Origin of the sequence: Arthrobacter sp. MYb227 (assembly GCF_002975435.1) — a bacterium.
Taxonomy (GTDB): Bacteria; Actinomycetota; Actinomycetes; order Actinomycetales; family Micrococcaceae; genus Paeniglutamicibacter.
The window spans coordinates 119,597-146,482 of record NZ_PCPT01000002.1; the positions used below are offsets into that span (position 1 = coordinate 119,597).

26 protein-coding genes are annotated in these 26,886 nt (G+C 59.5%); 16 read left to right on the forward strand and 10 right to left on the reverse strand.

Annotation, left to right across the window (positions count from 1 at the left end; genetic code table 11):
• Positions 1 to 4 precede the first annotated feature (4 nt).
• Positions 5 to 664, reverse strand: a complete 660-nt coding sequence (locus CQ018_RS04580) for a GntR family transcriptional regulator (RefSeq protein WP_105549316.1) — start codon at positions 662 to 664, stop codon at positions 5 to 7.
• A gap of 209 nt (positions 665 to 873) precedes the next feature.
• Here CQ018_RS04580 and CQ018_RS04585 point away from each other — a divergent pair, with 209 nt between their 5' ends.
• Genes CQ018_RS04585 through CQ018_RS04595 form a run of 3 tightly spaced genes read left to right on the forward strand, consistent with a single transcriptional unit; the run spans position 874 to position 3,030 of the window.
• Entirely contained in the window at positions 874 to 2,115 is a 1,242-nt protein-coding gene (locus CQ018_RS04585) for an alpha-hydroxy acid oxidase (RefSeq protein WP_105548817.1), read from the forward strand.
• A gap of 9 nt (positions 2,116 to 2,124) precedes the next feature.
• Positions 2,125 to 2,697, forward strand: coding sequence for a DUF308 domain-containing protein (locus tag CQ018_RS04590; RefSeq protein ID WP_105548818.1), 573 nt, complete (start codon positions 2,125 to 2,127; stop codon positions 2,695 to 2,697).
• A 39-nt stretch (positions 2,698 to 2,736) separates the two neighbouring features.
• Positions 2,737 to 3,030 carry a hypothetical protein gene (locus CQ018_RS04595; protein WP_105548819.1) on the forward strand — a complete coding sequence of 98 codons (294 nt, stop codon included), beginning with the start codon at positions 2,737 to 2,739 and terminating at the stop codon, positions 3,028 to 3,030.
• 61 nt (positions 3,031 to 3,091) lie between these two features.
• Here CQ018_RS04595 and CQ018_RS04600 read toward each other — a convergent pair whose 3' ends face one another.
• Positions 3,092 to 3,421 (reverse strand): hypothetical protein, encoded by a 330-nt coding sequence (locus CQ018_RS04600; protein ID WP_105548820.1) that lies wholly within the window; start codon positions 3,419 to 3,421, stop codon positions 3,092 to 3,094.
• Between the two features lie 73 nt (positions 3,422 to 3,494).
• Positions 3,495 to 4,058 (reverse strand): CGNR zinc finger domain-containing protein, encoded by a 564-nt coding sequence (locus CQ018_RS04605; protein ID WP_105548821.1) that lies wholly within the window; start codon positions 4,056 to 4,058, stop codon positions 3,495 to 3,497.
• Positions 4,059 to 4,216: 158 nt separating this feature from the next.
• On the opposite strand from CQ018_RS04605, the gene CQ018_RS04610 reads away from it, so the two are divergent.
• Together CQ018_RS04610 and CQ018_RS04615 are read left to right on the forward strand one after the other, a co-directional pair.
• Positions 4,217 to 5,191 carry a DMT family transporter gene (locus tag CQ018_RS04610; protein ID WP_105548822.1) on the forward strand — a complete coding sequence of 325 codons (975 nt, stop codon included), beginning with the start codon at positions 4,217 to 4,219 and terminating at the stop codon, positions 5,189 to 5,191.
• A 124-nt stretch (positions 5,192 to 5,315) separates the two neighbouring features.
• Entirely contained in the window at positions 5,316 to 5,678 is a 363-nt protein-coding gene (locus CQ018_RS04615; protein ID WP_105548823.1) for a hypothetical protein, read from the forward strand.
• 33 nt (positions 5,679 to 5,711) lie between these two features.
• Here CQ018_RS04615 and CQ018_RS04620 read toward each other — a convergent pair whose 3' ends face one another.
• The 4 genes from CQ018_RS04620 to CQ018_RS04635 all read right to left on the reverse strand — a co-directional run bounded on the left by CQ018_RS04620 (position 5,712) and on the right by CQ018_RS04635 (position 10,510).
• Positions 5,712 to 7,082, reverse strand: coding sequence for an FAD-binding oxidoreductase (locus CQ018_RS04620; protein ID WP_105548824.1), 1,371 nt, complete (start codon positions 7,080 to 7,082; stop codon positions 5,712 to 5,714).
• A gap of 317 nt (positions 7,083 to 7,399) precedes the next feature.
• Positions 7,400 to 9,703, reverse strand: coding sequence for a cation-translocating P-type ATPase (locus CQ018_RS04625; protein WP_105548825.1), 2,304 nt, complete (start codon positions 9,701 to 9,703; stop codon positions 7,400 to 7,402).
• 95 nt (positions 9,704 to 9,798) lie between these two features.
• Positions 9,799 to 10,119, reverse strand: coding sequence for a heavy-metal-associated domain-containing protein (locus CQ018_RS04630; RefSeq protein WP_105549317.1), 321 nt, complete (start codon positions 10,117 to 10,119; stop codon positions 9,799 to 9,801).
• Between the two features lie 61 nt (positions 10,120 to 10,180).
• Positions 10,181 to 10,510 (reverse strand): metal-sensitive transcriptional regulator, encoded by a 330-nt coding sequence (locus CQ018_RS04635; protein ID WP_105549318.1) that lies wholly within the window; start codon positions 10,508 to 10,510, stop codon positions 10,181 to 10,183.
• Positions 10,511 to 10,605: 95 nt separating this feature from the next.
• On the opposite strand from CQ018_RS04635, the gene CQ018_RS04640 reads away from it, so the two are divergent.
• Both CQ018_RS04640 and CQ018_RS04645 read left to right on the forward strand, forming a co-directional pair.
• On the forward strand, positions 10,606 to 11,751 hold the full coding sequence (locus CQ018_RS04640) for an aminoacyltransferase (protein WP_258142403.1): 1,146 nt from the start codon (positions 10,606 to 10,608) through the stop codon (positions 11,749 to 11,751).
• 138 nt (positions 11,752 to 11,889) lie between these two features.
• Positions 11,890 to 13,164, forward strand: a complete 1,275-nt coding sequence (locus CQ018_RS04645; RefSeq protein WP_105548827.1) for a carbamoyl-phosphate synthase — start codon at positions 11,890 to 11,892, stop codon at positions 13,162 to 13,164.
• Between the two features lie 359 nt (positions 13,165 to 13,523).
• On the opposite strand, the gene CQ018_RS04650 is transcribed toward CQ018_RS04645, so the two are convergent.
• Entirely contained in the window at positions 13,524 to 13,952 is a 429-nt protein-coding gene (locus tag CQ018_RS04650) for a VOC family protein (RefSeq protein WP_105548828.1), read from the reverse strand.
• Positions 13,953 to 14,313: 361 nt separating this feature from the next.
• Here CQ018_RS04650 and CQ018_RS04655 point away from each other — a divergent pair, with 361 nt between their 5' ends.
• The gene (locus tag CQ018_RS04655; protein ID WP_105548829.1) at positions 14,314 to 15,669 is read left to right on the forward strand and encodes a helix-turn-helix domain-containing protein; all 1,356 of its coding nucleotides are present in this window, start codon (positions 14,314 to 14,316) and stop codon (positions 15,667 to 15,669) included.
• 9 nt (positions 15,670 to 15,678) lie between these two features.
• Here the strand turns inward: CQ018_RS04655 and CQ018_RS04660 are convergent, their stop codons facing one another.
• Complete coding sequence (locus CQ018_RS04660; protein ID WP_258142404.1) at positions 15,679 to 17,550, reverse strand: HNH endonuclease signature motif containing protein; 1,872 nt, start codon at positions 17,548 to 17,550, stop codon at positions 15,679 to 15,681.
• Between the two features lie 261 nt (positions 17,551 to 17,811).
• On the opposite strand from CQ018_RS04660, the gene CQ018_RS04665 reads away from it, so the two are divergent.
• The 3 genes from CQ018_RS04665 to CQ018_RS04675 all read left to right on the forward strand — a co-directional run bounded on the left by CQ018_RS04665 (position 17,812) and on the right by CQ018_RS04675 (position 21,135).
• Positions 17,812 to 19,335 carry an aldehyde dehydrogenase family protein gene (locus tag CQ018_RS04665; protein ID WP_105548830.1) on the forward strand — a complete coding sequence of 508 codons (1,524 nt, stop codon included), beginning with the start codon at positions 17,812 to 17,814 and terminating at the stop codon, positions 19,333 to 19,335.
• A gap of 220 nt (positions 19,336 to 19,555) precedes the next feature.
• Positions 19,556 to 20,584, forward strand: coding sequence for an alcohol dehydrogenase AdhP (gene adhP, locus CQ018_RS04670; RefSeq protein ID WP_105548831.1), 1,029 nt, complete (start codon positions 19,556 to 19,558; stop codon positions 20,582 to 20,584).
• A gap of 137 nt (positions 20,585 to 20,721) precedes the next feature.
• Complete coding sequence (locus tag CQ018_RS04675) at positions 20,722 to 21,135, forward strand: DUF779 domain-containing protein (protein WP_105548832.1); 414 nt, start codon at positions 20,722 to 20,724, stop codon at positions 21,133 to 21,135.
• Positions 21,136 to 21,147: 12 nt separating this feature from the next.
• Here the strand turns inward: CQ018_RS04675 and CQ018_RS04680 are convergent, their stop codons facing one another.
• Positions 21,148 to 21,585, reverse strand: coding sequence for a pyrimidine dimer DNA glycosylase/endonuclease V (locus CQ018_RS04680; RefSeq protein WP_105548833.1), 438 nt, complete (start codon positions 21,583 to 21,585; stop codon positions 21,148 to 21,150).
• 76 nt (positions 21,586 to 21,661) lie between these two features.
• Between CQ018_RS04680 and CQ018_RS04685 the strand changes: the two genes are divergently transcribed.
• The 5 genes from CQ018_RS04685 to CQ018_RS04705 all read left to right on the forward strand — a co-directional run bounded on the left by CQ018_RS04685 (position 21,662) and on the right by CQ018_RS04705 (position 26,713).
• Complete coding sequence (locus CQ018_RS04685) at positions 21,662 to 22,087, forward strand: thioesterase family protein (protein WP_105549320.1); 426 nt, start codon at positions 21,662 to 21,664, stop codon at positions 22,085 to 22,087.
• A gap of 96 nt (positions 22,088 to 22,183) precedes the next feature.
• Positions 22,184 to 22,975: an IclR family transcriptional regulator gene (locus CQ018_RS04690; protein ID WP_105548834.1), complete on the forward strand. Its 792-nt coding sequence runs from the start codon at positions 22,184 to 22,186 to the stop codon at positions 22,973 to 22,975.
• A gap of 123 nt (positions 22,976 to 23,098) precedes the next feature.
• Complete coding sequence (locus CQ018_RS04695; RefSeq protein ID WP_105548835.1) at positions 23,099 to 24,064, forward strand: PDR/VanB family oxidoreductase; 966 nt, start codon at positions 23,099 to 23,101, stop codon at positions 24,062 to 24,064.
• Between the two features lie 22 nt (positions 24,065 to 24,086).
• On the forward strand, positions 24,087 to 25,289 hold the full coding sequence (locus CQ018_RS04700) for a cytochrome P450 (protein WP_105548836.1): 1,203 nt from the start codon (positions 24,087 to 24,089) through the stop codon (positions 25,287 to 25,289).
• Between the two features lie 56 nt (positions 25,290 to 25,345).
• Positions 25,346 to 26,713 carry an MFS transporter gene (locus CQ018_RS04705; protein ID WP_105548837.1) on the forward strand — a complete coding sequence of 456 codons (1,368 nt, stop codon included), beginning with the start codon at positions 25,346 to 25,348 and terminating at the stop codon, positions 26,711 to 26,713.
• Positions 26,714 to 26,886 lie beyond the last annotated feature (173 nt).

Sequence of the window (26,886 nt, forward strand, 5' to 3'; positions counted from 1 at the left end):
GTGTCTAGCCCCATAACCCCGAAGGATCGGTAAATTGCTTGGCCATGGTGGTGCGAATCGAGCGTAGGTGCTTGGCCATGGCCGCCTCGGCCCTCGGCGCATCCCCGGCGATAATCGCCGCATAAATTTCCTCATGCTCGGCAAGCTCGGTCGGTGCCCCCACGTAGTGCGCCAAACCCGGCAGCACGTGATGCGCGCGGGCCGTCTCGGTGAGGCATGCATCAAGGATTTGTACGATGCGGGTATTGCGTGAGGCGACGCCGATGAGCTGATGAAATTCTTGGGCGGCGGCCATGGCCTCCAGGGGTGCGCTTACGGAAATTTCACGCTGCGTGTCAAGGTGCTGGCGTAGCTGGGCAGCAATCTGCGGGGAGCGGAAGGTTGCCGCGGCGCCCGCCGCATGGGGCTCCAACAGCATTCGCACATCGAGGGTTTCTTGCACATCGTTGAGGCCCATGGTGCGCACCAGGTACCCCTTTTTGGGCAGCACCGTGAGCAGCCCTTCGCTACAGAGCATGCGTAGGGCTTCACGGACCGGGGTTTTAGAGACCGCGTATTGATCGGCAAGCCGCGGTTCAACGACGATGGTTCCCGGGGCGATGGTGCCGGTGAGAATTTCTGCGCGAATTTTTTGTGCGAGTCGATCGGTCAATGAGGTGCCCATGGTGCGGTGTTCCATCGATTCCTGATGTTAAGGGGGTGCCCAACGTTGTGCCGATGGAGCAAGTCCGTGCGACGACGTAATGTTGTGAAATATCCTACCGGGCTGTTAGAAATATATTTCACATATTCTTCTCTGTCTTCGCGCACACCCAACGTGCAGCAGCGAGAAGCAGCATGTGAGAGTCGATACGAATCACCTAAGGACTAATGATGAAGCGCCGCCTGCCGCAGATCTCCGAACTTCGCTCACTGATGAAGTTTGAACCACTGAACTTTGACCGCCGCGCGGCACGCCTAGCCAAGGCCGCAGACGTCTGGGATCTACGCGCCATCGCCAAACGCCGCACCCCCACCCCGGCCTTCGATTACGTTGACGGGGCAGCCCAGCGCGAACTGACCTACACCCGCTCCCGCGAGGTCTTCGACTCCATCGAGCTACTCCCGCGCATCCTGCATGGCACCGCCAGCGCGGACCTTTCAACAACCATTGCGGGAGCACCCTCCGCATTGCCCTTCGGCATTGCCCCCACCGGATTTACCCGCTTCATGCACGCCGAAGGTGAAACCGGGGCGGTGCGTGCAGCTGCCCGGGCCGGAATCCCCTTCTCACTTTCCACCATGGGCACCCGCTCGATCGAGGAAGTGGCGCAAGCCGCCCCGGAATCCCGGCGCTGGTTCCAGCTTTACCTGTGGAAAGACCGTGACAAGTCCCGTGAATTGCTCGAACGCGCGCAGGCAGCGGGCTATGACACGCTGCTTGTCACGGTCGACACTCCGGTGGCAGGCCAGCGCCTGCGCGATGCCCGCAACGGCATGGTTATCCCACCCAAGCTGAACCTCAAGACGGTGCTCGATGCCTCCTACCGACCCGAATGGTGGATCAACTTCCTGACCACCGACTCGCTGAAGTTCGCCTCGCTGTCAAACACCAGCACCGATCTGCCCACGCTGATCAATACGATGTTTGATCCCACACTGTCCTTCGAAGATCTGGAATGGATCCGCTCCATCTGGGGCGGGCGGCTCTTCGTCAAGGGAGTGCTCAGCGCCGAAGATGCGCGCCAGTCGGTGGCTGCCGGGGCCGATGGCTTGGTGGTCTCCAACCACGGTGGCCGCCAGCTTGATCGCGCGCCGGTGTCCTTTGAAGCCATGGCAGAGGTTCGGGCGGAGGTGGGGCAGGACGTGGAAATCATTCTGGATTCGGGGATCATGACCGGTGCCGATATCGTCGCAGCCTTGTGCGCAGGGGCCGACTTCGTACTCATCGGCCGCGCCTACCTCTATGGGCTGATGGCAGGTGGTGAGGCCGGAGTGGAGCGCGTGATCGAACTGTTGGCCGAGGAAATTCGGGTCACCATGCAGCTGATGGGAGCTGGGACAATTGCCGATTTGGGGCCCGAACTCATGCGCCGCCGCGACACCGAGTTCAATGTGAGCGGCCAGCGCCGCTAGAATCAAAGCGTGTCTGCCGTAAAAATCCCCGCATCCATTGCCGCCGAAGTCGCAACCCCCGTCATGGGACGCGCGCTGACCGCTGCGGCATTCGCACTTATCTCCATTTTTTGGCCGAGCGCCACAAACCAGGTGCTGGCCTATAGCCTTGCCGCATTCATGGTGATCAGTGCGAAGTTCATCTGGGATTACTCGAAGGCACCAAGCGCGCCGGGCGAAGTGCGTGCACTTTACGCATTTGCTGCGCTGGTGATGATTCTCTCCGGGCTGTCCATGGCGTTCTTCCCGCAGGTACTAGTGGTGGGCATCGCCGGTGCCGTGGGATTCATCGTCGCCGGATTGCTGGAAATTATTGTCTTTTTCCGTCACCGCGCAGACTTCCTACCCTTCCGTGACCAGCTGGTTACCGGGTTTGTAGGGTTAGGCGTGGGGGGTGCGTTGCTCATGGGAATAAACCTTGATGCGCACGGACTGTTGGGGCTTGCCGGTGGCGGTGCCATTATCCTTGCGGTGTTCGAACTCATCTCCGCTTTTGGGCTTCGTCATGATGCCAAGGCCAAGCCGGCCGGGCTTTGGAGTTAGACTAGTAGTTGAGCCAAAAAATTGTAGGAGGGCCAAATCGTGGGTAAGAACCCAGCTGAGCAGAAGAAGTCTTGGCAGCAGAGCATCAAGGGGCCGTTGTCCTTCTCGCTGATCATGGCTTTGATAGCTGGCGTCATTGCCACAATTTCGGCAACCGGCGGATCCGATAACCCGTTGCGCCTAGACATCGGTCTGACCGCATTTGGTGTGGCATTTGTGGCCTGCCTGCTTGTCATTTCCGTGATGACAATGGCCAGCAAGGAAAACCCCGAGGACCTAGGCGGGGGTTCGGGAGTTAACCGTTCCTCGGCCAATCCGGATCCGAAGAAATAGATTTCACAAAAGCCACCAAGTGCCGCGAGCACTTGGTGGCTTTTTCGTGCCCGGAATCGGGTTAGGAGACGTTTTCTTCGTTATCCGCAGGACTCCAGCGATCCAAGAAATCCTCGTGGGACAGCTCGGCAAGATCGCTACGCATCATTCCAAGGAGTGATTCGGCTTCCTCGATGGTGCCGGTATTGACGCGGATGACCTCGGAATGATCATTGAGTCGGTGCACCACAACCGCCGCACCGACTGCCTCGGAGCCATCACCACCAAAAAATGCGTCGACAAGGCCCGCTGCCCACCTGGTTGCAGCACGCATCGGCCCTTCGCTGGATTTCTCCAGATCAACATCAAATTCGTCAGCTGCATGTAGTTGCGGGGCTGGTTCGCTGTTCATCTGTGCTCCTAGGTGTCGAGTCATGGAATCCACAAGGCGTTCTTGAGGCGCTGCTATGAGATAAGTGTATGGCTCAGCTGAGCATTTGTGGTGATGTTTGGGCAGAGCGGCGCCGACGGTAAGCCCGCACATGCTCGCGATTGGCGCAGTTGCCGGTGTCGCAATAGCGCTTGGAGCGGTTCTTGGATAGATCAAGCAGGACGGCCTGGCAGTCACTGCCCGCGCAGGTACGCAGGCGCGCCCGCTCACCGGAACGGATGACATCGACCAATGCCATCGCCGCCTCCACCGCCATGCGTTCACTCAGTGGAGCCTGTGGGGTTGTTGCGTGAATGTGGTAATCGCTTGCGTCGTGTTTCACCAGTTGGGGTAGTGCGCGGGCGCTGCGCAGGATGGAATTGACTCGCGCCACGGCGCTTGCCTCATCGGCCAACCAGATTTCGGCAAGTTGGGTGCGCAGTTGCCGGACCGAACGCAGCTCCGCGTCATCGTGGGTGCGCGAACCGGTGAAGCGTTCCCGAGCGATGAAATGATCCAGATCTGCGGGGGTGAGCAGGTGGTCCAGGGTGGGTGTGAGCGTATTGAGCAGTGCGACGATTGTGCCCAGCGCCTGTTCCGTGTCAGGGGCAAAGACCATTGTGACTCCTGTGATGCCTGATGGATTGACGGGATATGCGCCAAAGTTCTAGTGTCATGATCATACAACTGTTTACTCCTGACGATCATGTGGGTGCAGGTTCCGGGAACGTTCGGTATCCGGCCCAGATATCTATGAGGGGATCATCGAGGAGCGCCATGCCATTGGAGAAAGTAACACCGGAGCCGGGGCCCGACCTCGGAAGCGGTCATGCCACGCACAAGCTGCGGCCCGGGCTGGGTGGGGTTGGCATTGCACTGTTTTCTTCGGCGGTCTTTGGGCTCTCGGGATCCTTTGCCAAGGCACTGCTCGATGTCGGATGGACACCAGCGGCGGCGGTGACGCTACGCATGGGTGGCGCCGCGTTGGTCTTGCTGATCCCCACGCTGCTTGTGATGCGTGGGAAATGGGCAATGCTGGGGCAGAACTGGAAATCGATCCTGCTCTTTGGCCTCTTTGGTGTTGCCGCCTGCCAATTCTTCTACTTCCAAGCCGTTGAGCGCCTGGACGTCGGGGTGGCCCTGCTACTTGAGTACCTGGCCCCGGTCTTGATAGTGCTCTTCCTCTGGGTGCGGCATCGTAAACGGCCCGCAGCACTGACCATTGGGGGCACCGCACTATCCCTGATTGGACTGCTGGCGGTGCTTGATCTGACCGGGAGTACCAGGGTGGACCCGATTGGTGTGCTCTGGGGCTTGGGGGCAGCGGTGGGGCTTGTTGTGTACTTCTTTGTCAGCGCACGGGTTGATGGTGCGTTGCCACCGCTGGTGCTCGCCACAGGTGGGCTCTTGGTGGGAACACTGACGATGGGCCTGCTGGGACTTGCCGGGATTTTTCAGATGCGGGTAGTACTAGCGCCGGTGAAACTTGCCCAATGGGAAACGCACTGGGCGGTAGCGCTGGGTGGGTTGATCATCTTTTCCACGGTGCTCTCCTACGTCAGTGGGATCATGGCGGCCCGCGCCCTAGGATCCAAACTTGCCTCATTTATCTCGCTAACCGAGGTGCTTTTTGCGGTGGTGTGGGCCTGGCTCTTGCTGGGGCAGCTTCCGGCAGGAATTCAGCTGCTCGGTGGGACGCTGATTGTTGCTGGGGTGCTGCTGGTTCGTGCCGATGAGCTACGCAATCCGTAGTGCCAGCGGGAATCCGGTGCGGTTCGCGTCATGAAATGGGTTCAGCTTGCTCTGAGGAAGCATCGTTAGAGTTCGATGTACCGCAATGTGCGGAACACCTAGTGCACAAGGAACCCCCTGACCGTTGTTTACCTTCATTTCAGCAGCCTCGGGGCTCATAGTAGTTTTTCTGCTGGCCGCGGGGGCAATTTACTCATCGAGCAGGGTCTATCGAGCACTCAGCTCCGGGCGGCTATCGGCAGGGCAGCACACCGCCGCAGAAACCAGCGCGCCGGAACATCTACAGGGCTCTGGTAGTGCTGCCTCGGAACCGAGAGAAACATCTGATGCGTCGGACATGCCGGATGCGGGGCGGGGCCGAGCGACGGCGATTGCCCACGCTACGCCACGCGAGCGCGTCGAAGAGCGGGCCGAGGCGGCAGCTTCGTCGTATTTGGAAAACGGCGAAGACGAGGTGCCACTGATCTTCAGACGCCCTACGGCGTGAACCCGGCAGCCTGAACTCGGCAGTTGCTTGAGCCTAGCCGCGGCCGGAAATGAGGTCCGCGAGCCCGGCGATCCTTGAGGATTTCCCGCTGGCCTTTTCCGTCGCATCGGCAATCCCATAGGCCTTATAGAGCCCCTGCACGGCAATCCAGCGCGCCGGCTCAATTTCCCAGCGGCGGACCTTGCGATTAACCCACGGCATCTGGGTTAGCTCGCTGCCGGGTTCTAAGATCAGATCCCGCAGCGTGCGCCCGGCAAGATTTGTTGCCGTCACCCCGGTGCCCACATACCCGCCGGCCCAGCCCAGACCGGTTTCCGGGTCCAGTCCAACAGTTGCCTTCCAATCGCGCGGTACCCCCAACACCCCGGCCCAAGCGTGAGCGATGGCGGCGTCGCGCGTTGCGGGGAACATCTCATGCAGGATATCGGTGAGCAGCTTGATGGTGCGTCGCTGGGTGGCGCCATCGGTATCAGTCTGAGACCCATAGCGGTAAGGCACTCCGCGGCCGCCCAGGGTGATCCGGTCATCCTGCGTGCGCTGGGCATACATGTAGGCGTGGGCCATATCGCCCACGACGTCGCGCTCGCCCCAGCCGATCTGCTCCCATATCTGTGCCGACAGCGGTTCGGTGGCGATCATCGAGGAGTTCATCGGCAACCACTCGCGGTGCGCACCCTTCAGATGTGCCGTGAAACCCTCGGTAGCGCGCAGAATGTAGGTGGCCTCGACGGTGCCATAGGTGGTGATCGCCTTGCGCGGGGCGATTTCGGTGACAGTAGTTCCCTCATAAATACGCACTCCCAGGGCTTCGCAGGCCTGGGCTAAACCGCGGACCAGCTTAGCCGGATGAATGCGCGCGGCCTGAGGCTGATGAATCGAACCCAGCGCGCCGGAAATATTGATGCGTTGCGCGGTTTGGCCCGCGTCGAGATATTGTGTGCCGGCTTCGGGCCAGAGCGACTCGGCCTGCGCCGCGGCCCTGAGCCTGACTAATTGGGCCTGGTTACGGGCCACATTCAATTCGCCGCCCTTGTGGAAGTGCGCGTCGATGCCCTCGGCGCTCGCGATGTTAATGACTTCATCGACGGTTTCATTCAGCAACTCCTGGAAACGGCCGACGATCTTGCGGCCATGGGTCTTGAGGTATTGCTCGCGCCCACCGGTGATCGAGTTTGTCAGCCAGCCACCATTGCGCCCGGAGGCGCCAAAGCCAGCGAACCGGCTTTCCAGCACCACAATATTCAGGCTGGGATCCGCTTGCTTGAGGTAGTACGCGGTCCACAGCCCGGTGTAACCGGCACCGACGATCGCCACGTCAGCAGTGGTATCCCCGCTCAGCGGGGTGCGTTGGCCGGGGAGGCCATCGGCAGCGAACCAGAATGAAACATTGCCGTTAATTGTCATGCTGGTTCCTTGTGGGGTTGGGCCGTGGTGAAGATCTTTGCGAGTGCAGGAACTGAGCGTTCAGGTGCCCAGCGTCCGCGAGTGCCAGAGCATTCGAGGCTGGCAAGGGAACGGGTGTCTTCACGAGCTAGTGATACCTGAATCCGGTGAAGTGAATGGTGATTGATTTTAGCCTAGGGGCCATGTGGCGTGCGACACAATTCGGGTGGGCGGTTTAATTGCAGAGTGTCGTTGCTCCCGTGAGAACAACGACACTCTGGTTGGCGAATTTTCACGCCGGGCCCGATGGTGAGGATTCACGCACGGGTGTGGGGGGGCTAGCGGCGCTTGCCGAAACTACGCAGACGCAGCGAGTTGGCAACCACCAGCACCGAGCTGGCGGCCATTGCGGCGCCGGCAATCATCGGATTGAGCAGGCCAAAGGCCGCAATCGGGATACCCGCGGTGTTGTACGCAAAGGCCCAGAACAAGTTCATCTTAATGGTGCCAAGAGTCTTGCGGGAGAGCTCAATGGACTGGGCGACCTGGGTCAGGTCGTTACCCATGATGGTCAGATCCGCCGCCTCAATGGCAACATCGGTGCCCGAACCCATGGCGATGCCCAGGTCCGCCTGTGCCAGCGCCGGAGCATCGTTCACGCCATCTCCGACCATCGCGACTACCTGGCCGCGGGCCTGCAACTCGCGGACCTTCTGGGCCTTCTGATCCGGGAAGACATCGGCAAAAACATCTTCCGGGGCAATACCAACCTGGGCCGCAACCAGCGTTGCCACCGCAAGATTATCGCCGGTGAGCAGCACCGGGCGCAGGCCCAATGACTTGAGCTTGGCGATGGCGGCGGCCGAGGATTCCTTGATGGTGTCGGTCAGATTCACCAGCCCGGCGAAGGTTCCATCGACACCCACCATGATGGAGGTGGCGCCAGATTGCTGGGCAGCGCTCAGTGCGGCGGTATCAGCATCGGTGATCCCGTTCTCCAGCAGCCAGCTGAGTCGGCCGGCCACCACGGTGTGGGTGCCAACCTGAGCGCGGACACCACCGCCGGGGGCAGAGGTGAAGTTGCTGGCCTCGGAAAGGTGCCCCCGGGCGCGTGCCGCTGCAACAATTGCGTGGGCAATGGGGTGTTCGGAGCCGGACTCCGCGGCACCGGCAAGGGCGAGCAGCTCCGATTCGGAGAATCCGTGGGCGGGGGTGGTGGAGGTGACCGACAGATTGCCCTCGGTCACGGTGCCTGTCTTATCGAGCAGGACGGTATCGATCTTGCGGGTGTCTTCAAGCACCTGCGGGCCCCGAATCAAGATGCCCAGCTGGGCGCCGCGGCCGGTGCCAACAAGTAGCCCGATGGGTGTTGCAAGGCCCAACGCGCAGGGGCAGGCAATGACCAGCACCGCGACGGAGGCCGCAACCGCGGCATTCATGTCCCCGGTGAGGCTCAGCCAGAGAATGAAAGTGACCAGCGCAATGACAAGCACGATGGGGACGAAGACCGCGGAGATGCGATCGGCAAGCCGGGCGATGGGGGCCTTACCGGTCTGTGCCTCGGAAACCAGGCGGCCCATCTGCGCCAGCGTGGTGTCTTTACCGACGCGGGTTGCGCGGATGACCAGACGGCCGGAGGTGTTGATGGTGGCACCGGTGACCGTGTCATCCGGGCCCACCTCAACCGGTACCGATTCGCCGGTGACCAGCGCCGTGTCAATTGCCGAGTGGCCGGTGACCACGAAGCCATCGGTGGCGATTTTCTCGCCGGGACGTACAACGAATTCGTCGCCCGGAACCAGCGCGGAGGCGGCAATTTTGGTTTCGACGCCGTCACGCAGCAGTGTGGCTTCCTTGGCGCCCAAATTCAGCAGGGATTTCAGTGCGTCGCCGGCACGTGATTTGGCGCGTGCCTCTAGCCAGCGGCCCAGCAGCAGGAAGGTTGCCACGACGCCGGCGGTTTCAAAGTACAGGGCGTGTTCGCTCATGGCCATGCCGGTGTGGGCCGTGATGTTTGGGTCGATGATGAGCTGGACCAGCGAATAGAAGTACGCGGCAAGCACGCCGATGGATACCAAGGTGTCCATGGTGGAGGCTAGGTGACGGGCGTTGATGGCCGCTGCGCGGTGGAATGGCCAGGCCGACCAGAAGACCACGGGGGTCGCAAGTATCAACGCCACCCAACCCCAGTGCGGGAACTGGGCCCCGGGGATCATCGAAATGATGAACAGCGGAAGGGCGAAGATGGAGGCGACGATGAGGCGCTTTTTTAGATCGCTTCCGGCCGCCTCGGCCGCGTGGTTGGTGCCCAGGGCCGGGCGGGAAACTTCGGCAGCGGCGGTCGACGTGGGGGTCGTGGGAGAACCAGGGGGTAACGCTGCCTCGGCCCGCGCAGCGTATTGATCGACCTTGATATTCGCCTGATAGCCGGCGGATTCGATGGTCGAGATCAGTTGGGCGTCGGTAACGCTGGCCGGGACCGTGACGCGGGCCGATTCGAGGGGCAGGTTTACCAAGGCTTCGACACCTTCGATCTTGCCCAGCTTGCGTTCAACCCGCCCAACGCAGGATGCGCAGGTCATGCCCTGAATATCCAGTTCGACGATGCGCTGGTTGGTGGGAAACGTGTTCTCGTTGCTCATGGTTCCATTCTTTTCTCAGCTCCCCCTTCGGCGCGGCCGGTAAGTGCGGCTAGCTGACCACTTCCGGGGGGCGAAGAGGGGTATGGGTGGCGTGCTTAGGCGCTTGTTGAGATCAGCGTGTAGCCCGCCTCGGAAATTGCCGCCTCGAGAACCGAATTCTCGATGGGTGCGCTGGTGGTGAGGGTGGCGGTTGAGGTGCCGCCGGCGGCGAGGACGACCTCAACAGTGAAGACGCCGGGAACTTCGCTGAGTTCTTCGGTGACCGATGAAACGCAATGTCCGCAGGTTAGCCCGTCAATTTTTAGGGTGATCTGATTCATGATTTCCTCAACTGGGCGGGTGGTGATGGTTAGACCGTCGTTTGAGTTGCTTCCGCAGCCGCAGCCGCCGCAACCACAGCTTGATTCGTTTGACATGGTGCTCTTTTCGATCGGATGGTTCATGGAGAGCCTCTCAGGGGCTCTGGTGGGGGAATGCTTAGCGAAGGAGGCGGCCAATGGCCACTGTTGCCTCACTGACCTTCTCGTTCACTATCGATTTGTCGCCGGTCTTGAGCGATTCGGTTGCGGCGTTAACCACACAGTGAGAAACATGTTCCTCGAGTAGGCCGAGGCTTACCTTGTGGAGGGCTGCGTTGATCGCTGAAATCTGCGCGAGGATGTCGATGCAGTACTTTTCCTCGCTGACCATGCGATTTACCCCGCGGACCTGCCCCTCGATGCGGCTCAAGCGCTTCAGGAGTGCGTCTTTATTGGCCGTATAGCCGTGATCTACATGAGGGTCTGTGGCGGTGTTGTTGTCTTCCATAAGCATAATAATACCCCTAAGGGGTATGAAGTCAAGTACCCGTAGGGGGTATGTGCGAAGAGCCACTTGTGATGCTTCATTGCTATGCTGTCTCGGTGCCACAGAATCAGCTTTCGCTCCGTCCGATCACCCAATCCGAGCATTCATCCTTCCTCCAGGGGCTCCCGGGAGTCAGTTTCCTGCAGCGACCGGAGTGGGCAAAGGTCAAGGGCGGGTGGGGTTCCGAGTCCCTGGGCTGGTTCCAGAAAGAAGAGCTTGTGGGTGCCGCGCTGGTGCTTCACCGGGCCGCTCCTGTTATCGGCCACACCCTTGCCTACCTGCCCGATGGGCCGGTAATAAACTGGGAAAACCACAGCACCAAAGACGTTTTAGCCCCCATGATTGCGCACTTCCGCAAGCGCAAGGTCTTCCTGGTCCGTATGAGCCCGGGACTCATGCGCAACACCTGGAGCGCAAACGACGCTCGCAAGGCACTTTCCGGTGGTGAGCACCAGCTGATTCCGGAGCTCGCCGTCGCCCAGCACGGTACTCAGGCCGAGGCGCTGGCCGCGGAACTGGCCGCCGCGGGGTGGACCAAACAAGAAGTCAGCGAGGACTTTGCTGCAGGCCAGCCAGAATTCGTCGCCCGCATCCCACTGATTGATGCCCAAGGCCAGCAACGTGACCTCGATGGTGTGCTAGCGCAATTTGCGTCGACGGCACGCAATGAAACCCGCAAGGGCGCCCGTGGCCCGCTGGAAATCCAGGTCGGCACCGCGGCCGACATGGAACGCTTCCATGCGCTCTACCGAGAGACCGCGGATCGCAACGAATTCTCTGGTCGTCCCTCGAGCTACTTCACCACCATGATCACCGAGCTCAATGCCGCGGTCCCCGGATCCTGCACGCTCTACTTTGCCGTGCATGAGGGCCGCGATTTAGCCTCCGCCATCCGGGTGCGCAGTGGCAACCTTGCCTGGTACGTCTACGGCGCCTCCAGCTCTGCTGAGCGCAAGCTCTTTGCCCCCAAGGCACTTGTGCACCGCATGATCACCGACTCAATTGACGAAGGATGCATCTACCTAGACCAGGGCGGCGTCTCCGCAACCCTTGATAAGGCGCATCACCTCTCCGGGCTGACGCATTTCAAGACCTCGATGGGCTGTGACATCGTGCAGACCCTTGGTGAATGGGACCTGCCGCTGAATAAGCCGTTGGCCTGGGGATTTAACAAGTACATGGCAAGGCGCGAACGCGGCTAACCCGAGTTTTCCTCAATGCCACGGCCCCCAATGGCCGTGGCGTAAGGTTACCGGCGGCCGCTATTACCCGCCGCACCCATGCCACCGCCACCGTTGCGCACCACCAATAGAACCACGCCTGAGATAGGGTTTGAAACCATGAGCATTTCCGATTCACAGCCCTTTGTCCCGGTCATTCTGGGCGGCGATATTGGTACCTATTCGTTGGCGCGCGAATTTCATGAGGCCTACGGTGTTACAAGTGTCGGTGTCCCGGCCGGCGGCAACGGCATTATCGAAAACTCGGTGGCGCTGAGCCTGCGCCCGGCCGGAAGCATCCTTGATGAGGACCGCGTGGTTGCCCACCTGCTGGCCCTGGGTGCCGAGCTCACCGCGGCTAACCCCCGCCCGCTACTGCTCTTTGGCTCCCTTGACCTGCACGTCATGCTCATCACTCGGCGGCGTGCCGAATTAGAGCAGTTCTACGCCATTCCCTACGTCGGCATCGACATGATGGAACGGGCGGCGCTGAAAGAAAACTTCTATGCGCTGTGCACCAAGCTGGGCATCCCGCACCCGCTGACCATTTCCTATGACCCGGCAACCGACCCGGCGGAATTGCCCGCGGATCTGCCCTTCCCGCTGATTGGCAAGCCCTCCGACTCATCGACCTGGGTGAGCGCCAAATTTGTCGGCAAGCAAAAGATTCATACAATCAATACCCGCGCCGAGCTTGAAGAACTGCTGGGCAAGATTCGGCACAGCGGTTATGCCCAGCCCTATATTTTGCAGGAGCTGATCCCCGGGGGGGATAGCAATATGCGCCTGTGCACCTACTTCTCCAATCAAGCTGGGGATGTGCAATTTGCCGGATACGGCGAGGTTGTTGTTGAAGAGCATTCACCGCTGGTGTTGGGGAACTCCGCGGCCATCGTCACAGCGGTGGATCCGGTGGTCATCGATCAGGGGCGTCGTCTGCTTGAAGAACTGGGCTGGACGGGCTTTTCCATGTTCGATGCGAAGCTTGACCCGCGCGATGGAATCATCAAGTTCTTCGAGCTGAACCCGCGCCTGGGCCGTAACCACTATTACCTCACCGCCGCCGGTGCGAATGCTGCACGCTTCTATGTGCGCGAATACCTGGGCACCGACTACGATGCCACGGTGCTCGATGCCTCCATCGTTGATACCGATGAGCATGGGATAGCGGTGCTGAAGGTTGAGCACCTCTACACTGTATTGCCGCACCACCTGCTGGCTCGCTTCCTCGACTCGGTGGTAGGTGCCAAGGCCGCGCGGCTACTTACGGCCAAGAAGGTCTCCAACCCGTTGCGTTACCACGCGGAAAAGCACCCCAAGCGGCAGCTGTTCTTGCTGCTCAACGCCGTGAATCATTACCGCAAGTACAAGGCTTTTCCGCCGCGCAGCGCCTAAACTTTCCGGGCAGGTGTGCACCCGATGGGGAGAATTTCCTAGCGGTTGCCGGGTGTCGGGCGTAGAGTGTTGGCACCATCAGTCAAGCAATGGGGAGAGCCAAGATGGGCGACTACAAGTTGTATACCGATGCCGAACGCGCCATCTATCTGGCGCCGGCCTGTGAAAGTTGTGGGCAGCACCGGCACGTCGTTTGGGAAGACCGTGGCGAAGACGAGGCGCATTGGGCGCCACGTGATGCTGGATGTTCAAACGAGGCCTGCACGGCGTAGCTTTATGCCGGCGCGCTCTTGGACGTCAGGGGAGTGCGCCAGCATTGTCCAAGGTGCCGACCGTGCTAGTCAGCGTTCGGTCTTTGGCTAATCGGTGGTTGGTGCAGCCGCAAAATTGCTCATATCCATCCAGCCGACCTCCCACTCGTGCCCATCGGGATCCAAGAAGGCCACCGAATACATGCCGGGCATTTCCTCGGTAGCCGCACGGTAGATGGTGCCGCCGTGGGCCAGTGCGCGGGCGGCGAACTCGTCCACCTCATCACGGCTTTCACCGCTGATGGCGTTGAGCACCTCGCGGCCACCGTCGCCATAAGCCGGGATATCGCCATTGCGCAGGAACGTTGAGTAAAAGTCTTCGCTCAGGATCATGATCCAGCTGTTCTCGGTGATCATCCATGAGCTGGCCATCTCATTGGAGAAGTCGGCGTTTTTGCTGAAACCGAGCCCGGAGTAGAAGGCGTCGGAAGCTGCCAGATCGCGGGTGGGTAGGTTGATAAAAATCATGCGTTCCATGGCCATATTCCTTTGTGGGGCTTGGGAGTTGGGACTTGATAGGACGGAAGGTCAGCCGGATTGAAGAGCCGGGAATCATTCCACAAGGGTCCGTGGAATGAACCCAGCACCAATGATCCGCATCGGGTTGGATGCTGGCAAGAGATTTGTGGGGATTAGCAGAATTTTCTTTGAGATCCGTTTTTAACGTCACGAACGCACAGGGTTTCGAAGCGTTGAGTTGGCGCGCCGGTTGCGGCGTCGTCACCGGGTGGGTTTTGCCATCTGGGTTTCTCACCTAAACTTGAGCCTAGATCGTGAAGGGGGTCACACGAGGCGCCATTGTGGTGCACTGGGTTACCTAATCCGTGAAAGGTTTAAGATGCCTCTGAAGTCTCCGGCCTCGTTGTCTTTGCAGCGCCGTGCGTTGGCTGCCCACGAGAGCCTGGATATCGGGGGAGAAGCTACCTGGCAGCTACGCGATGTTGTGCGCGAATCGTGGCTACGATCGTTGGAATACAAGGGTGCGGCCGAATCTAATGAACACACGGTGCTCAGCGATGAAGCCCTGCGTGATCTGCGTACCGCTTCTCCCTTACGCCTGGTATTACCAGTTTTCGACCGTCTGCTCCTCGAACCCACACGCGACACCCAGATGATTCTTGCCATCGGGGATCCCACCGGCCGCCTGCTGTGGGTCAAGGGGGATCGCCAAGTCCTGCGCCAGGCCGAAGCCATGGCCTTTGTACCCGGGGCCGATTGGTCCGAACGCACGGTAGGAACCTCGGCACCCGGAACCGCGCTTGCCACTGGTGGGGGAGTGCAGGTGGCAGGAGCCGAACACTTTGACCCGATTGCACATCGCTGGAGTTGTACAGCGGTGCCGATCCACTGCCCGGATACCGGTGAATTGCTCGGTGTCGTAGACATCACCGGTGGTGAAGATGCCGTTGCAGCTCACTCGTTGGCATTACTGAAGGCGGCGGTTGCCGCGGCTGAATCGGAATTACGCTGGCATCAAGCACAAATGGAACCCGCGTTGAAGAGCTTTAGTGTTTCCGGGCGTTTGGCTCCGGCGATACCGCTGGCTCCGCTTGCCCCGCGCGGAACACTAGGAGTTGTGGGCATCGTGGAGCCCGTTGTTGAATCAACGCTGCTGCTGACCAATGGAACCGGCGCGCAACTGCGGCGCGGGGATACGTGCGTGGAACTTAGTACCCGGCATGCCGAGCTTTTGGCGTTGCTGAGCTGGCATCCGCGCGGGCTAAGCGGGGAAGAACTCGTCGAACTATTGCATATCAACCCCGATGCCGCGGATGTGGGGACGTTGCGGGCCGAATTGGTGCGCTTGCGTAAGATTTTGGGCGATATTGACCAGGCGTTGGTACCGCGTTCGCGCCCTTATCGGCTTGAAAAGACACCACGCAGCGATGCTCGGATGGTGCTCAAAGCCATCGAACGTGGAGATCTTGACATGGCGCTTGAACACTATGCCGGCCCGGTCTTACCGCGATCGATGGCACCGGGTATTGAAACGATCCGTGACGAGGTGTTTGCCGCGTTGCGTCAGGCCATGCTGCAAGACGGTAGCGCGGAGCAATTAATGCGTTTCCTTGAATTGCCCGAGGTGCAAGACGATGAGGAAGTGCTGGGTACCGCATTGCAGGTACTGCCAGCTCGTTCCCCACATCGTGCGCTGGTGGTTGCGGCACTAGAACGGCTCGAAGCAGGGAACTAGCCAGCAAAACTAGGCATCAAAGAGTGGAACGCTAAAGCCCCGGGTGCGTAGCTCCGGATGCCAGTACAGGTTTCGTTCCGGATCCCCGCGGGGTTGCCCGGCACGTTCGGTGACATACGGGATGCCGTTGATCATTTCGAGTGTGAAAAGCCCGGCGTGCAACATGAGATGGTGATGCAGGCAGAGACATGCACCGTTACCGACATTCGTTTGACCGCCCTCGGACCACGGGTTGACGTGGTGCGCCTCGGTTGTGGCGGCGGGGCGTGAACATCCCGGGTAGACACAACCGCGGTCCCTGATGGCTAGCGCCTTACGTTGGGCATTGGTGAAGGATCGAACCTCGCGACCCAGATCAAGGATTTCCCCCTCCGAACCGAGCACCGCGGGAAGCAGATCTCCATTACAGGCAAGACGGCGCACAGTCGCTGCGGAAATGGGACGGCCGGTTGAGGTAATTCCTGCCTCGTCGCACAAGCCAAGCAATGAGCGGTAGCCAATGAGAATGCCAATCTTGAAGCGTTGACCACCCGCGCCAACAAAACCGGTTCCGTTCATTGCCGCATTGATTGCCGCGATGATCCCATCGAGCAATAACTGGGGGCTGGTACGAGATTCGAGAAGATCCCACAGCTCTTGGGTGGTTGATGAGGTGGTCTTGGACGGTGAATCGGTGTTGATTGTGCTTGTGTCGATGGGCCATTCGCTCACCGGGAGCTGGGATGGATCGGTACCCTCGGCAACGGCCCAGGCCGGAATCGGTGTACCCGGGGTGGGTTGCGGGGAAAGAACGCCGTCTCGAGTCAGGGAATCGCAGCTGGTGGTTTCCTCAGAGACTAGGGATTCATCCTGCTCATCCGATTCTGCAGACTTGTCAGGCTCATCGGGCATCGATGGCTCGGCGGAGGCTCCGGGCGTAGCGAACAGGGGCGGCTGCTCCGGTGATGTGCCTGGCGGGGTGCCCGGCTGCGTGTCCGGCTGCGTGCTTGGCGCTCGCCGGGGCCCGGAGGTAGACACGGTGCCCGGGGGACGGATCTGATTCTTGGGGTTTGCCCACTGCTGGGCAAAGGATATGAGGGATTCGGAATCCGCGGGATCGCAGCGTAGCAAGTATTCGTCGCTTCCATTACGGAATCCACGGAAGAACCATCCACGCCTGGCACGAATTTCCTCATCGGTCATCGGGGAACCATGCTCGGCGAGGAAATTGCCCCAATCGTTCAGGGCCTTGTGGCCGTGCCGGGGTTGGGCGGTGCGCGTCTCATGGACCACGGCTTCTTCGATTGCGGTGTTCACTGCTTGGGCATCGGGACGATTTTCGATGCGCGGCTGCATTGACTGCATACGGCCGGCCAGCTGGGCTAAGGAGCCAACATCCGCCGAACCATCGGCCGCGGCCTGGGCAAGAATCGGAAATATTGGTGTGGGAGTCGGTTCATCCGAGTTGGGAATCGGGGCGATGAGCAAATGAGCACCGGTGAGACGGCGCTTGGCTTCGGCCGATGAAATATGCAGATGGGCCAGCATCCAGGACTCGAGGCTGCGGTGCGGGGACATCCCGGAGCACATGCGCTCGGGCGGGATGGTTGCATCGGCCACCAACTGCGGGTTGGCGGCGAGCTCATCAAGCGTGCTGGCGGTTTCCGGATCGAGACGATGCACCTGATGGATTTCCGCGGTGGAACTCATCTGCAACTGGCCAAAGCCGACGGCACGGTTCGCCTGCTCAAGTAGGCCCAGGGTCAGTGCGGCGGTGGAAGCATCGTGCGTAACATCTTCCATCCCTGCTAGGGCGTCGCGCAGCGTGAGCACCGCGGAGGCCAAAGACCTGACCGCGGCGTCGGTGTGTGCGTGCCCCAATGGGCTAACGGAAGTGCTCATAGATCAATGGTGCACCGGGTGGCAAGAGATTTGTGGGGGATGAGCGGGAATGTGGATAACTTGGATTGCGGGGATGAAATGAATCAAAAAATGCCGAGAATGCAGGGAATTTGGTGGGGGCTCGGTGGGAGGTGAGCCAGAGATTGTGAGGTTGCAACGTTGCGCGGAGCGGCAATGCAACGTTGCCGCAACCTTGGTGTGAGTAGGCTCACACTCAAGTAGTAACCCCCTTGCAGCAACCGGCACAACCAAGGAGACACCATGACTGTCTACGCAAACCCGAACACCGAAGGCGCGCTCATCGACTTCAAGTCGCGTTACGACCATTACATCGGTGGCCAGTGGGTGGCTCCGATCAAGGGCCAGTACTTCGAAAACATCACCCCGGTCACCGGCAAGGGCTTCTGCGAGGTAGGCCGCGGCACCGCCGAAGACATCGAAGCAGCACTAGACGCTGCCGAGGCAGCCGCGGGACCGTGGGGCAAGACCAGCCCGGCATCCCGCGCGGTCATCCTAAACAAGATCGCCGACCGCATCGAAGAAAACCTCGAGATGCTCGCCGTCGCCGAAACATGGGATAACGGCAAGGCGGTGCGCGAAACGCTCAACGCCGACCTGCCGTTGGCCGTTGACCACTTCCGCTACTTCGCCGGCTGCATCCGCTCCCAAGAGGGAAGCCTCTCGCAGCTTGATGACAACACCACCGCCTACCACTTCCACGAACCGCTGGGCGTCGTTGGCCAGATCATCCCGTGGAACTTCCCCATCCTCATGGCAGTCTGGAAGCTGGCACCGGCGCTGGCCGCGGGCAACGCGATCGTGCTCAAGCCCGCCGAGCAGACCCCGGTTTCCATCCTGGTGCTGATGGAACTGATCGGCGACCTGCTACCGGCCGGCGTGCTAAACGTGGTCAACGGCTTCGGCGTCGAGGCCGGCAAGCCACTGGCTTCCAACAAACGTATCCGCAAGATCGCGTTCACCGGCGAAACCACCACGGGCCGGCTGATCATGCAGTACGCCTCGGAAAACCTGATCCCGGTCACCCTTGAACTGGGTGGCAAATCCCCGAACATCTTCTTCGAGGACATCGCCGCGAAGGACGATGCGTTCTACGACAAGGCGCAGGAAGGCTTCACCATGTTCGCGCTGAACCAGGGCGAGGTCTGCACCTGCCCGTCGCGCGCACTGATCCAGGATTCGATCTACGACACGTTCATGCCGGATGTTATCAAGCGCACCGAGGCCATCAAGCAGGGCAACCCGCTAGACACCGACACCATGATGGGTGCCCAGGCCTCCAATGACCAGCTGGAAAAGATCCTTTCCTACCTTGATATCGGTAAGGCCGAGGGCGCCAAGGTGCTCACCGGTGGCGGACGCGCGGAACTTGGCGGGGACCTTGAGGGCGGCTACTACGTGCAGCCGACCATCTTCGAGGGGCACAATAAGATGCGCATCTTCCAGGAGGAAATCTTTGGCCCGGTCGTCTCGGTGGCCCGCTTCAAGGACTACGACGATGCGATCTCGATCGCCAACGACACACTGTACGGACTGGGCTCGGGCGTGTGGAGCCGCAACGGCAATACCGCCTACCGTGCCGGACGTGACATCCAGGCCGGACGTGTCTGGGTCAACCAGTACCACGCCTACCCGGCGCACTCGGCGTTCGGCGGATACAAGTCCTCGGGCATCGGACGTGAAAACCACAAGATGATGCTTGATCACTACCAACAGACCAAGAACCTTCTGGTCTCCTACTCGGAAGACAAGCTCGGCTTCTTCTAAGAAGCTTCCCCCCAAAGCGGGCATCGGCGTTTCTCCCCTGATCCGCCGATGCTCGCGGGAAGAACCCGCTTTTTACAACAACCATGCAGTACAAGCAGTAATACAAACCGTCGCGGTGTGAAAATGCGACATCCCCCCCTGGGCGCACGCATCGTGCGACGACGCTTCCGTGTGTGCGCCCAAAAATCAACAACGATGTTTTAGCAAAGGAACAGATCTTATGGGTACCATGCGCGCTGCCATTGTGAATACTTTTGGCGAAGAACTTGAAGTTGGAACCGCACCGATTCCGGAGCCCGGCCCGGGTCAGGCACTGGTGAAGGTCATTGCCTCCGGCGTCTGCCACACCGACCTGCACGCCGCCCACGGCGACTGGCCGGTCAAGCCGAAACTCCCGCTGATCCCCGGACACGAGGGCGTGGGCAACGTTGTCAAAATCGGCGAAGGCGTCACCGAGGTCAAGGTCGGCGACCTGGTGGGTAACGCCTGGTTGGCAAGTGCCTGTGGAAACTGCGAATTTTGCAGAACGGGCTGGGAGACGCTGTGTGAATCGCAGTCAAATGGTGGCTATTCGGTCGATGGTTCCTTTGGCGAATACATGTTGGTCGATGCGAAGTTCGCCGCACACATCCCGGAAGGCGCCGATCCGTACGAGATCGCCCCGGTGCTTTGCGCCGGCGTGACGGTTTACAAGGGCCTGAAGCAGTCCGAGGTCAAGCCAGGTCAGTGGGTGGTCATCTCCGGCATCGGCGGTCTGGGGCATATTGCGGTGCAGTACGCTGTGGCCATGGGCATGCGCGTGGTGGCCGTTGATGTTGCCGAGGAAAAGCTGGCATTGGCCCGCAGCCACGGAGCGGAAGTTACCGTCAACGCGTTTGCCGAGGATCCGGCCGAAGCAGTTCAGGCAGCCACCGGTGGTGCGCACGGCGTGCTGGTGACCGCGGTGCACCCGGCGGCATTCGGCCAGGCCATCAACATGACCCGCCGCGGTGGAACCATCGTGTTCAACGGTCTGCCGCCGGGAGATTTCCCGGCACCGATCTTCGACATCGTGCTCAAGGGGCTGACCATCCGCGGCTCCATCGTCGGCACCCGTCAAGACATGGTTGAGGCGCTGGAATTCTATGCGGCGGGCAAGATCAAGCCGACCTTCCACACCCGCCCGTTGGAGGATATGAATGCCATCCTCGACGAGATGGTGCACGCGAAGATCGATGGCCGCGTGGTCATCGACTACGTGAGCAAATAGTAGGACACTTGGGCTAGAACCGGCCAAGTAAAACAACAGGGTCTACACCCCAGCCCGGTGCCACCGTCATGGAGCGGTACCGGGCTTCGGTGTCCCCGAACGCTATTCCGTGTTTTCGCGGGGAAGGAAAGTGCATCATGCAAGGTGTCATTGAATCCGCGGCAAGCATTGCCGGGGAGGATTTTTCTAGGGTAGCGCTCAGCGAAGAGGCAGCGGATTTGCTGCGGCTGCTCTGGCATAACCACGGCCCGTTGATGTTTCATCAATCCGGTGGCTGCTGCGATGGGTCCTCACCCATGTGCTTCCCGGCCGGCGAGTTTAAGACCGGGGATTCGGATATTAGACTCGGAGTTTTCACGCTTCCCGACGCAGAGGGAACGATGCTGGGCACCATCGACTTCTGGATGTCCAAGGAACAGTTCGAGTATTGGAAGCACACCAAGCTCACCGTTGATGTGGTCTCCGGGCGCGGTTCGGGGTTCTCCCTTGAAGCGCCCGAGGGCAAACGTTTTTTGATTCGCAGCGAGATTATTGAGTTTCCGACTAGCTAATCCAGGGGTGACTTAGGGACGTTCCCACGATTCGATCTCGCCGGGGACCGCGGTGAATAGCGGATGCAGCACCGGGGGAATCGCGTCGGCCAACATTGTTGCCCGCTGTGGATGGCGTACCTCAAGCTTCCCTAGCAAATGAGATTTTTCGTAGTCGAGCTGGCCGGTGGTGACGAAGATGTGCGCCACCGCGGGATCTGCTACGGCCCGGAGGATGAGGCCACGGTTGAAGTTGTAGCCGCGGGCATCGGCTTCTTGCGCAATGTGTTCAAGAAAATGGCTAATGAAGGTCAATGGATCTTCGGTGGCCCGAAAGCGTTCTATCTGCGGGTGATTGCGGTAACCGGAAGTTTGGCCCGCCAAGACCTTTTGTGCGAGCAATGCTTCGCGCCAGCAGGCCACTAAGCCCTTGGTGTCCAGGTAGCTGGGGTGTAGGCTCCACAATCGCATGCCTCCAGCTTAGCTATCTCTGGTAAACATGTAACCTACTGCCCGAATTGCCCTAGGATCTGGTGCAATGGGAATCATGAGTGAATCACACGAAGATGCTCAAAGCGTCGATATCGATCTGCAATTGCGTTGGTCCGATGAGGATGCGCTGGGGCATGTCAATAATGCTCGCGTCGTCACCCTGATGGAAGAAGCCAGGCTGCGTTTCACGCAACCGCGTAGCGATTCGGGTCGTTTTCCGTTTGGTACCGTCGTGGCTTCCATGAAGGTTGATTACCTGCGGCCGTTGTATTACCAGCCGAACATGATTGTGCGACTGACGGTGGTGCGCATCGGCACCAAATCATTTACGTTGCGCCATGTGGGTGTCCAAGATGGGGCAACGGTCTTTGACGGCACCTCGGTGATGGTGCCGTTGGCCGAAGACGGCAAGAGCTCGCGGGCCATCAATGAGCTGGAACGTACCTGGCTGGAAAGTGCTTTTGTCGCAGCCAACAGCTGAGGGCGGTCTCGAGGTTGTCCTGCTGAGCTGGAAATGAAGCTCGATATACTGGCACCGATACCTGATGACAAGCCGAGGGGATAGGGAATGTGCTAAATGGCTAACGCAACCCCCGGTAAACGTAGAGATTTCGCTGACGACGCGCCCGCGACTGCCGATTCGGTGACCTGGCGGAGCCTAGAAGTTCTCGGCGCCTTTGACGCCGAACATCCGCAGCTATCGCTCAGCGAGATTTCTCGCCGGGCGGGACTTCCGCTAGCAACAACTCATCGCCTAGCCGCCGAGCTGCAACGCTGGGGTGCGCTAGACAAGGAACAGAATAAATTCGTCATCGGACAGAAACTTTGGCAAATTGGCCGGCTAGCACCGGTACAGCAAGACATCGCCGAGCTCGCGGCGCCATATATGCAGGACGTTTTGTTCGTAACGCAAAATGTTGTGAACCTCTTTATTCTCGATGGTGAATCGGTGTTGTTGCTCGAACGTATCTCGGGCACCCGTGCCGGGTCGCCCTTCCGCCGAGTGGGCTCGCATATGGGTCTGCATGCAAGTGCAGCAGGAAAAGTCATGCTGGCGCATCTGGGAATGGACCTGCTTCCGCGTGAGACAGAGCTGGAAGCCTTTACCAAGTTCACGCTCACTGGCAGGAAGGCCCTGGAGGCCGAGATTAAGCAGGTGCGTCAACAAGGGTTCGCCACCACAAGTCAAGAAAGTGGGCTTGATAACTTCGGGCTGGCGGTTCCTATCCAGTTGGTAACCGGGCGAGTGGTGGCCGCGCTTGGCGTGGTTTCGCAGGGCCAACCACCATCTGTGGGTAGTGTGGTGCCGGTTCTTCGCATCGCCGCAAGAGGGATCGCGCGCAGCTTGGCCCGTCGCGAAATGATTTAGCAACTAAACTAGCTTTTCCATTGGATGGAAGACCTTTGGAGGGTTGTGTTCCATGACACCTAAAATCGATATCGTGGCGCGGATCAACGTGAACGGGCCTACAAGGTTCAAGGAGTCTTTGGTATGACGCAGCTATCTGAGCGACTCGACGTAGTCGTCGCAGAAGTCGAACATGTGGCAGATCGCGTGGTTTCTCTCGTGCTTCGTCGTTTCGACGGTGAGCAGTTCCCGGTATGGGAACCCGGTGCACATATCGACGTTTACCTTGGCGATGACATCACCCGGCAGTACTCATTATGCTCTGCCTTGGAAGACCGGGACGTTCTGCGCATCGGTGTATTGCACGTGCAAGAGTCACGAGGCGGTTCCCAACGGGTGCATGAAACCCTGGTCAAGGGAACGCCGCTAAGTATCTCAGCCCCACGCAATAACTTCCCGCTGATCGACTCACGCAAGTACCTGTTTATCGCCGGTGGCATCGGAATTACCCCGATCATCCCCATGATTGAAAATGCGGAAGCCAATGGCCGCGAATGGCGCCTGATTTATGGCGGCAGATCACGCCAAACCATGGCCTTCGCCCAACAACTTGAGGATAAGTACGGTTCCGAAAAGGTGAACCTCTTTGCCGAGGACGAGGTTGGCCGACTTAATCTGCAGACGATTCTGGGAATGCCAAGAGCCCACATGCTGGTTTATGCCTGCGGTCCCGGCGGCATGCTCAGCGCCATCGAAGACTTTTGCATGGGATGGCCTCCGGGCGCGCTGCACCTGGAGCGTTTCTCTGCCGATACGCTCGGCGCGGGATCGGTTAGCGAACCCTTTGAAGTGGAACTTGCCCGCTCCGGTCGCATCGTAAAGGTTGAAACGACCGAGACAATCCTTGATGCAGTGGAAAAGGTAGGGGTTCGGATCCTCTCCTCCTGCAGGGCAGGTCTATGCGGTACCTGCGAAACCCGAGTCATTTCAGGGACCCCCGATCACCGAGACGCGGTACTCACCGAGGCGGACAAGGACGCCAACGATGTCATGCTTCCGTGTGTCTCCCGCTCGGCTGCCGGTTGTGGCCGCCTCGTTCTCGATCTCTAGTTCACAAAGGAATCCGTTCGCCATGAGCACTCCCACCATTGAACCGACAGTATTTTCCGGTGATCCGTACAGCGAGCAAAACCTGCTGGAACCATACCCGTTTCTTGCCGAACTGCAGGAATCAGGCTCCGTATCTTGGCTCGAATCTCAGCAGACCTACGCCGTGGTTGGCTACGCGGAAGTTTACGAGGTTCTCACCGACTTTGAGACCTATGTATCCTCCGGAGGTCTGGGCCCGCGCGATATCCGCAAGGATGATGCCTGGCGTCCGCCGAGCATTCTAGAATCTGATCCACCGATCCACACGCTGATGCGCCGTGCATTAACCGGAGTCATTAACCCGGGCACCGTGCGTGGATTGCGCGGTGAATTCACTGCTCCGGCAGTACGCATCATCGACGAGTTGGCTAAGCGCACCGGTTTCGACGCGATTACCGATCTGGCGGAAATATATCCGATTCAGGTATTCCCCGACGCCGTCGGCATTCCATTGGAGGGCCGCGAGCACCTTTTGCCCTACGGCAACATGGTCTTCAACGCGTTTGGCCCGGAAAACTACATCTACCAGCAAGCCTTCGCTGAAGGCGATGAGCATGCCCGCGTGGTGATGAACGCCTGCAAACGTGAATCGCTGACCGATGACGGCTTTGGTGCCGGAATTTGGGCCAAGGTCGAAGAAGGACTGATCACCGAGCAGCAGGCAACCTTGCTGGTCCGTGCACTGCTCTCGGCAGGCGTGGACACCACGATTTTCGGCATCGGAAATACGCTTTCCGTGCTCGCTCGTCGCCCGGATGCCTGGGCCCGTTTGCGCAAGGAACCATCCCTAGCCAAGTTCGCAATTGATGAGGCACTGCGCCTAGAATCCCCATTCCAGAAGTTCCACCGCACCACTACCGTCGACACGTTTTTGGGTGGGGTACACATCCCGGCCGGATCCAAGGTCCAGCTCTTCATTGGTGCGGCAAACCGTGATCCGAAGAAGTGGGGCAATGACGCTAACGAGTTCTCCTTGGAGCGATCCTCCTCCGGACACGTCGCGTTTGGCATGGGTTTGCATCAGTGCGTCGGGCAGCCGATCGCACGCCTTGAAATGGAAATCGTTCTACAACAAATGCTGGAAAAGATTCACACCCTAGAACTGGACGGCGAACCAACGCCAATCCTGCACAACGTTTTGCGGGGCTTCGAATCAATGCCGGTACGCATCACCACCGGAAACTAATCACCTAGTTCCGGGTTATTCGTCCCCTTCCTTCCTCCTAAATTCGGAGTACTGCCATGACACTCGATTCATTGCCGCGCCCAAAAGCAGCGCAGGACGATCCTGCACTCTGGAGTCCGGCCAAGCGTAAACGCTACGGATGGTTGATCACCATTGCACTGCTGGTGCTGATGATGGTCAGCTGGGCGGACAAGGCGATCCTTGGCATCGTGGCGGTGCCGCTGATGCGCGACCTAGAGATTACCCCGCAACAATTCGGCCTGCTTGGCTCGGCCGTGTTCATGCTTTTTGGTATTGCCCAATTTGTGGCGGCTCCGATTGCAAACAAGGTTAAATCCAAATGGATTCTGCTGGTGTTGTGCCTGATCTGGTCGGTGGCACAGGTGCCAATCTTTGTCTTCGCCTCGTTGCCCGCGTTGTGGGCCAGCCGGTTAATTCTGGGTGCGGGTGAGGGGCCATTAGCCCCGGTAACCATGCACGCGGTGTACAAGTGGTTCCCAGCCAAGCGCTCGGCCACGCCAGCGGCAGTTGCCTCTGCCGGTGTAACGCTCGGTGTTGTGGCCTTCGCGCCCATCCTGGCTTGGATCAACGCCGAATTCGGTTGGAAATCGACGTTTATCTTCCTGGCAGTCATTGGTGTTGTGTGGTCGATCATTTGGCTGTTCATTGGCAAGGAAGGCCCCTACACCTCGGTGCAGGCCGAACGCGCCATTGAAGGAGACGTTGCCGAGCCCTTGGACTCGGCAATGGTGCAGGCCTCGGATACCCCGGTACGTTACCTGCGCTCATTTTTGACACCGAGCTGGATTCTCGCGGTGCTCTGTTCGTTCCTGGGCTACTGGACCTTTACGGTTGCCACGACATGGCTGCCCGCCTACTACGAGAACGCCATGGGTATGAGCACTCAGAAGGCCGGATCTCTCATTGCTTTGCCGGCGATCTGGGGTTTTTTCGCCACCATTGGTTTGAGCTGGCTCACCGAATTCCTTGTCAACCGAGGAGCCTCGACGCGTAAGGCACGCGGCGTGGTGTTGGGTGCCGCGGCTGCTGCTTCTGGCCTGCTGGTAGTGCTGGGAACACTGGTACAAAACGACGTGCTGGCAGTTGTGTGCTTCATGTTTGGCTTTGGTACGGCCCCTGCACTCTTTGCCGTGACGTACCTGGTAGCAGCCGAGATGACGACCATTCAGCAGCGTGGTGCGGTACTACAGATCACTAACGCTTTTTTGACCGCAGGTGGTCTGGTGGCTCCGATGTTCGTCGGATTCATGGTGGGTGCCGCGACAACGCCAAGCATCGGGTACCTAGCGGCCTTTGCCATTACCGGTGGTGCGCTGGCCTTATGCGGAGTGCTTTCAATGTTCTTCATCAACCAGCAGCGCGATCGCGCCAAACTGGGCCTTGATGTTCAGGTGACTGCCTAAACGGCACTTGGGTGACATATAAGTTTTGCTACTATCTTCGTTCACACATATTTGTGGACGAAGATAGTGCTTTCTTGGAGCAGTTTCAGTCTGATGATTACCCCTGAACGCGTAAGGCCTGACTTGTTAAGGGCAGACTACCTAGCGTCTCGTTTCCCGACCGCTTGCTTCTG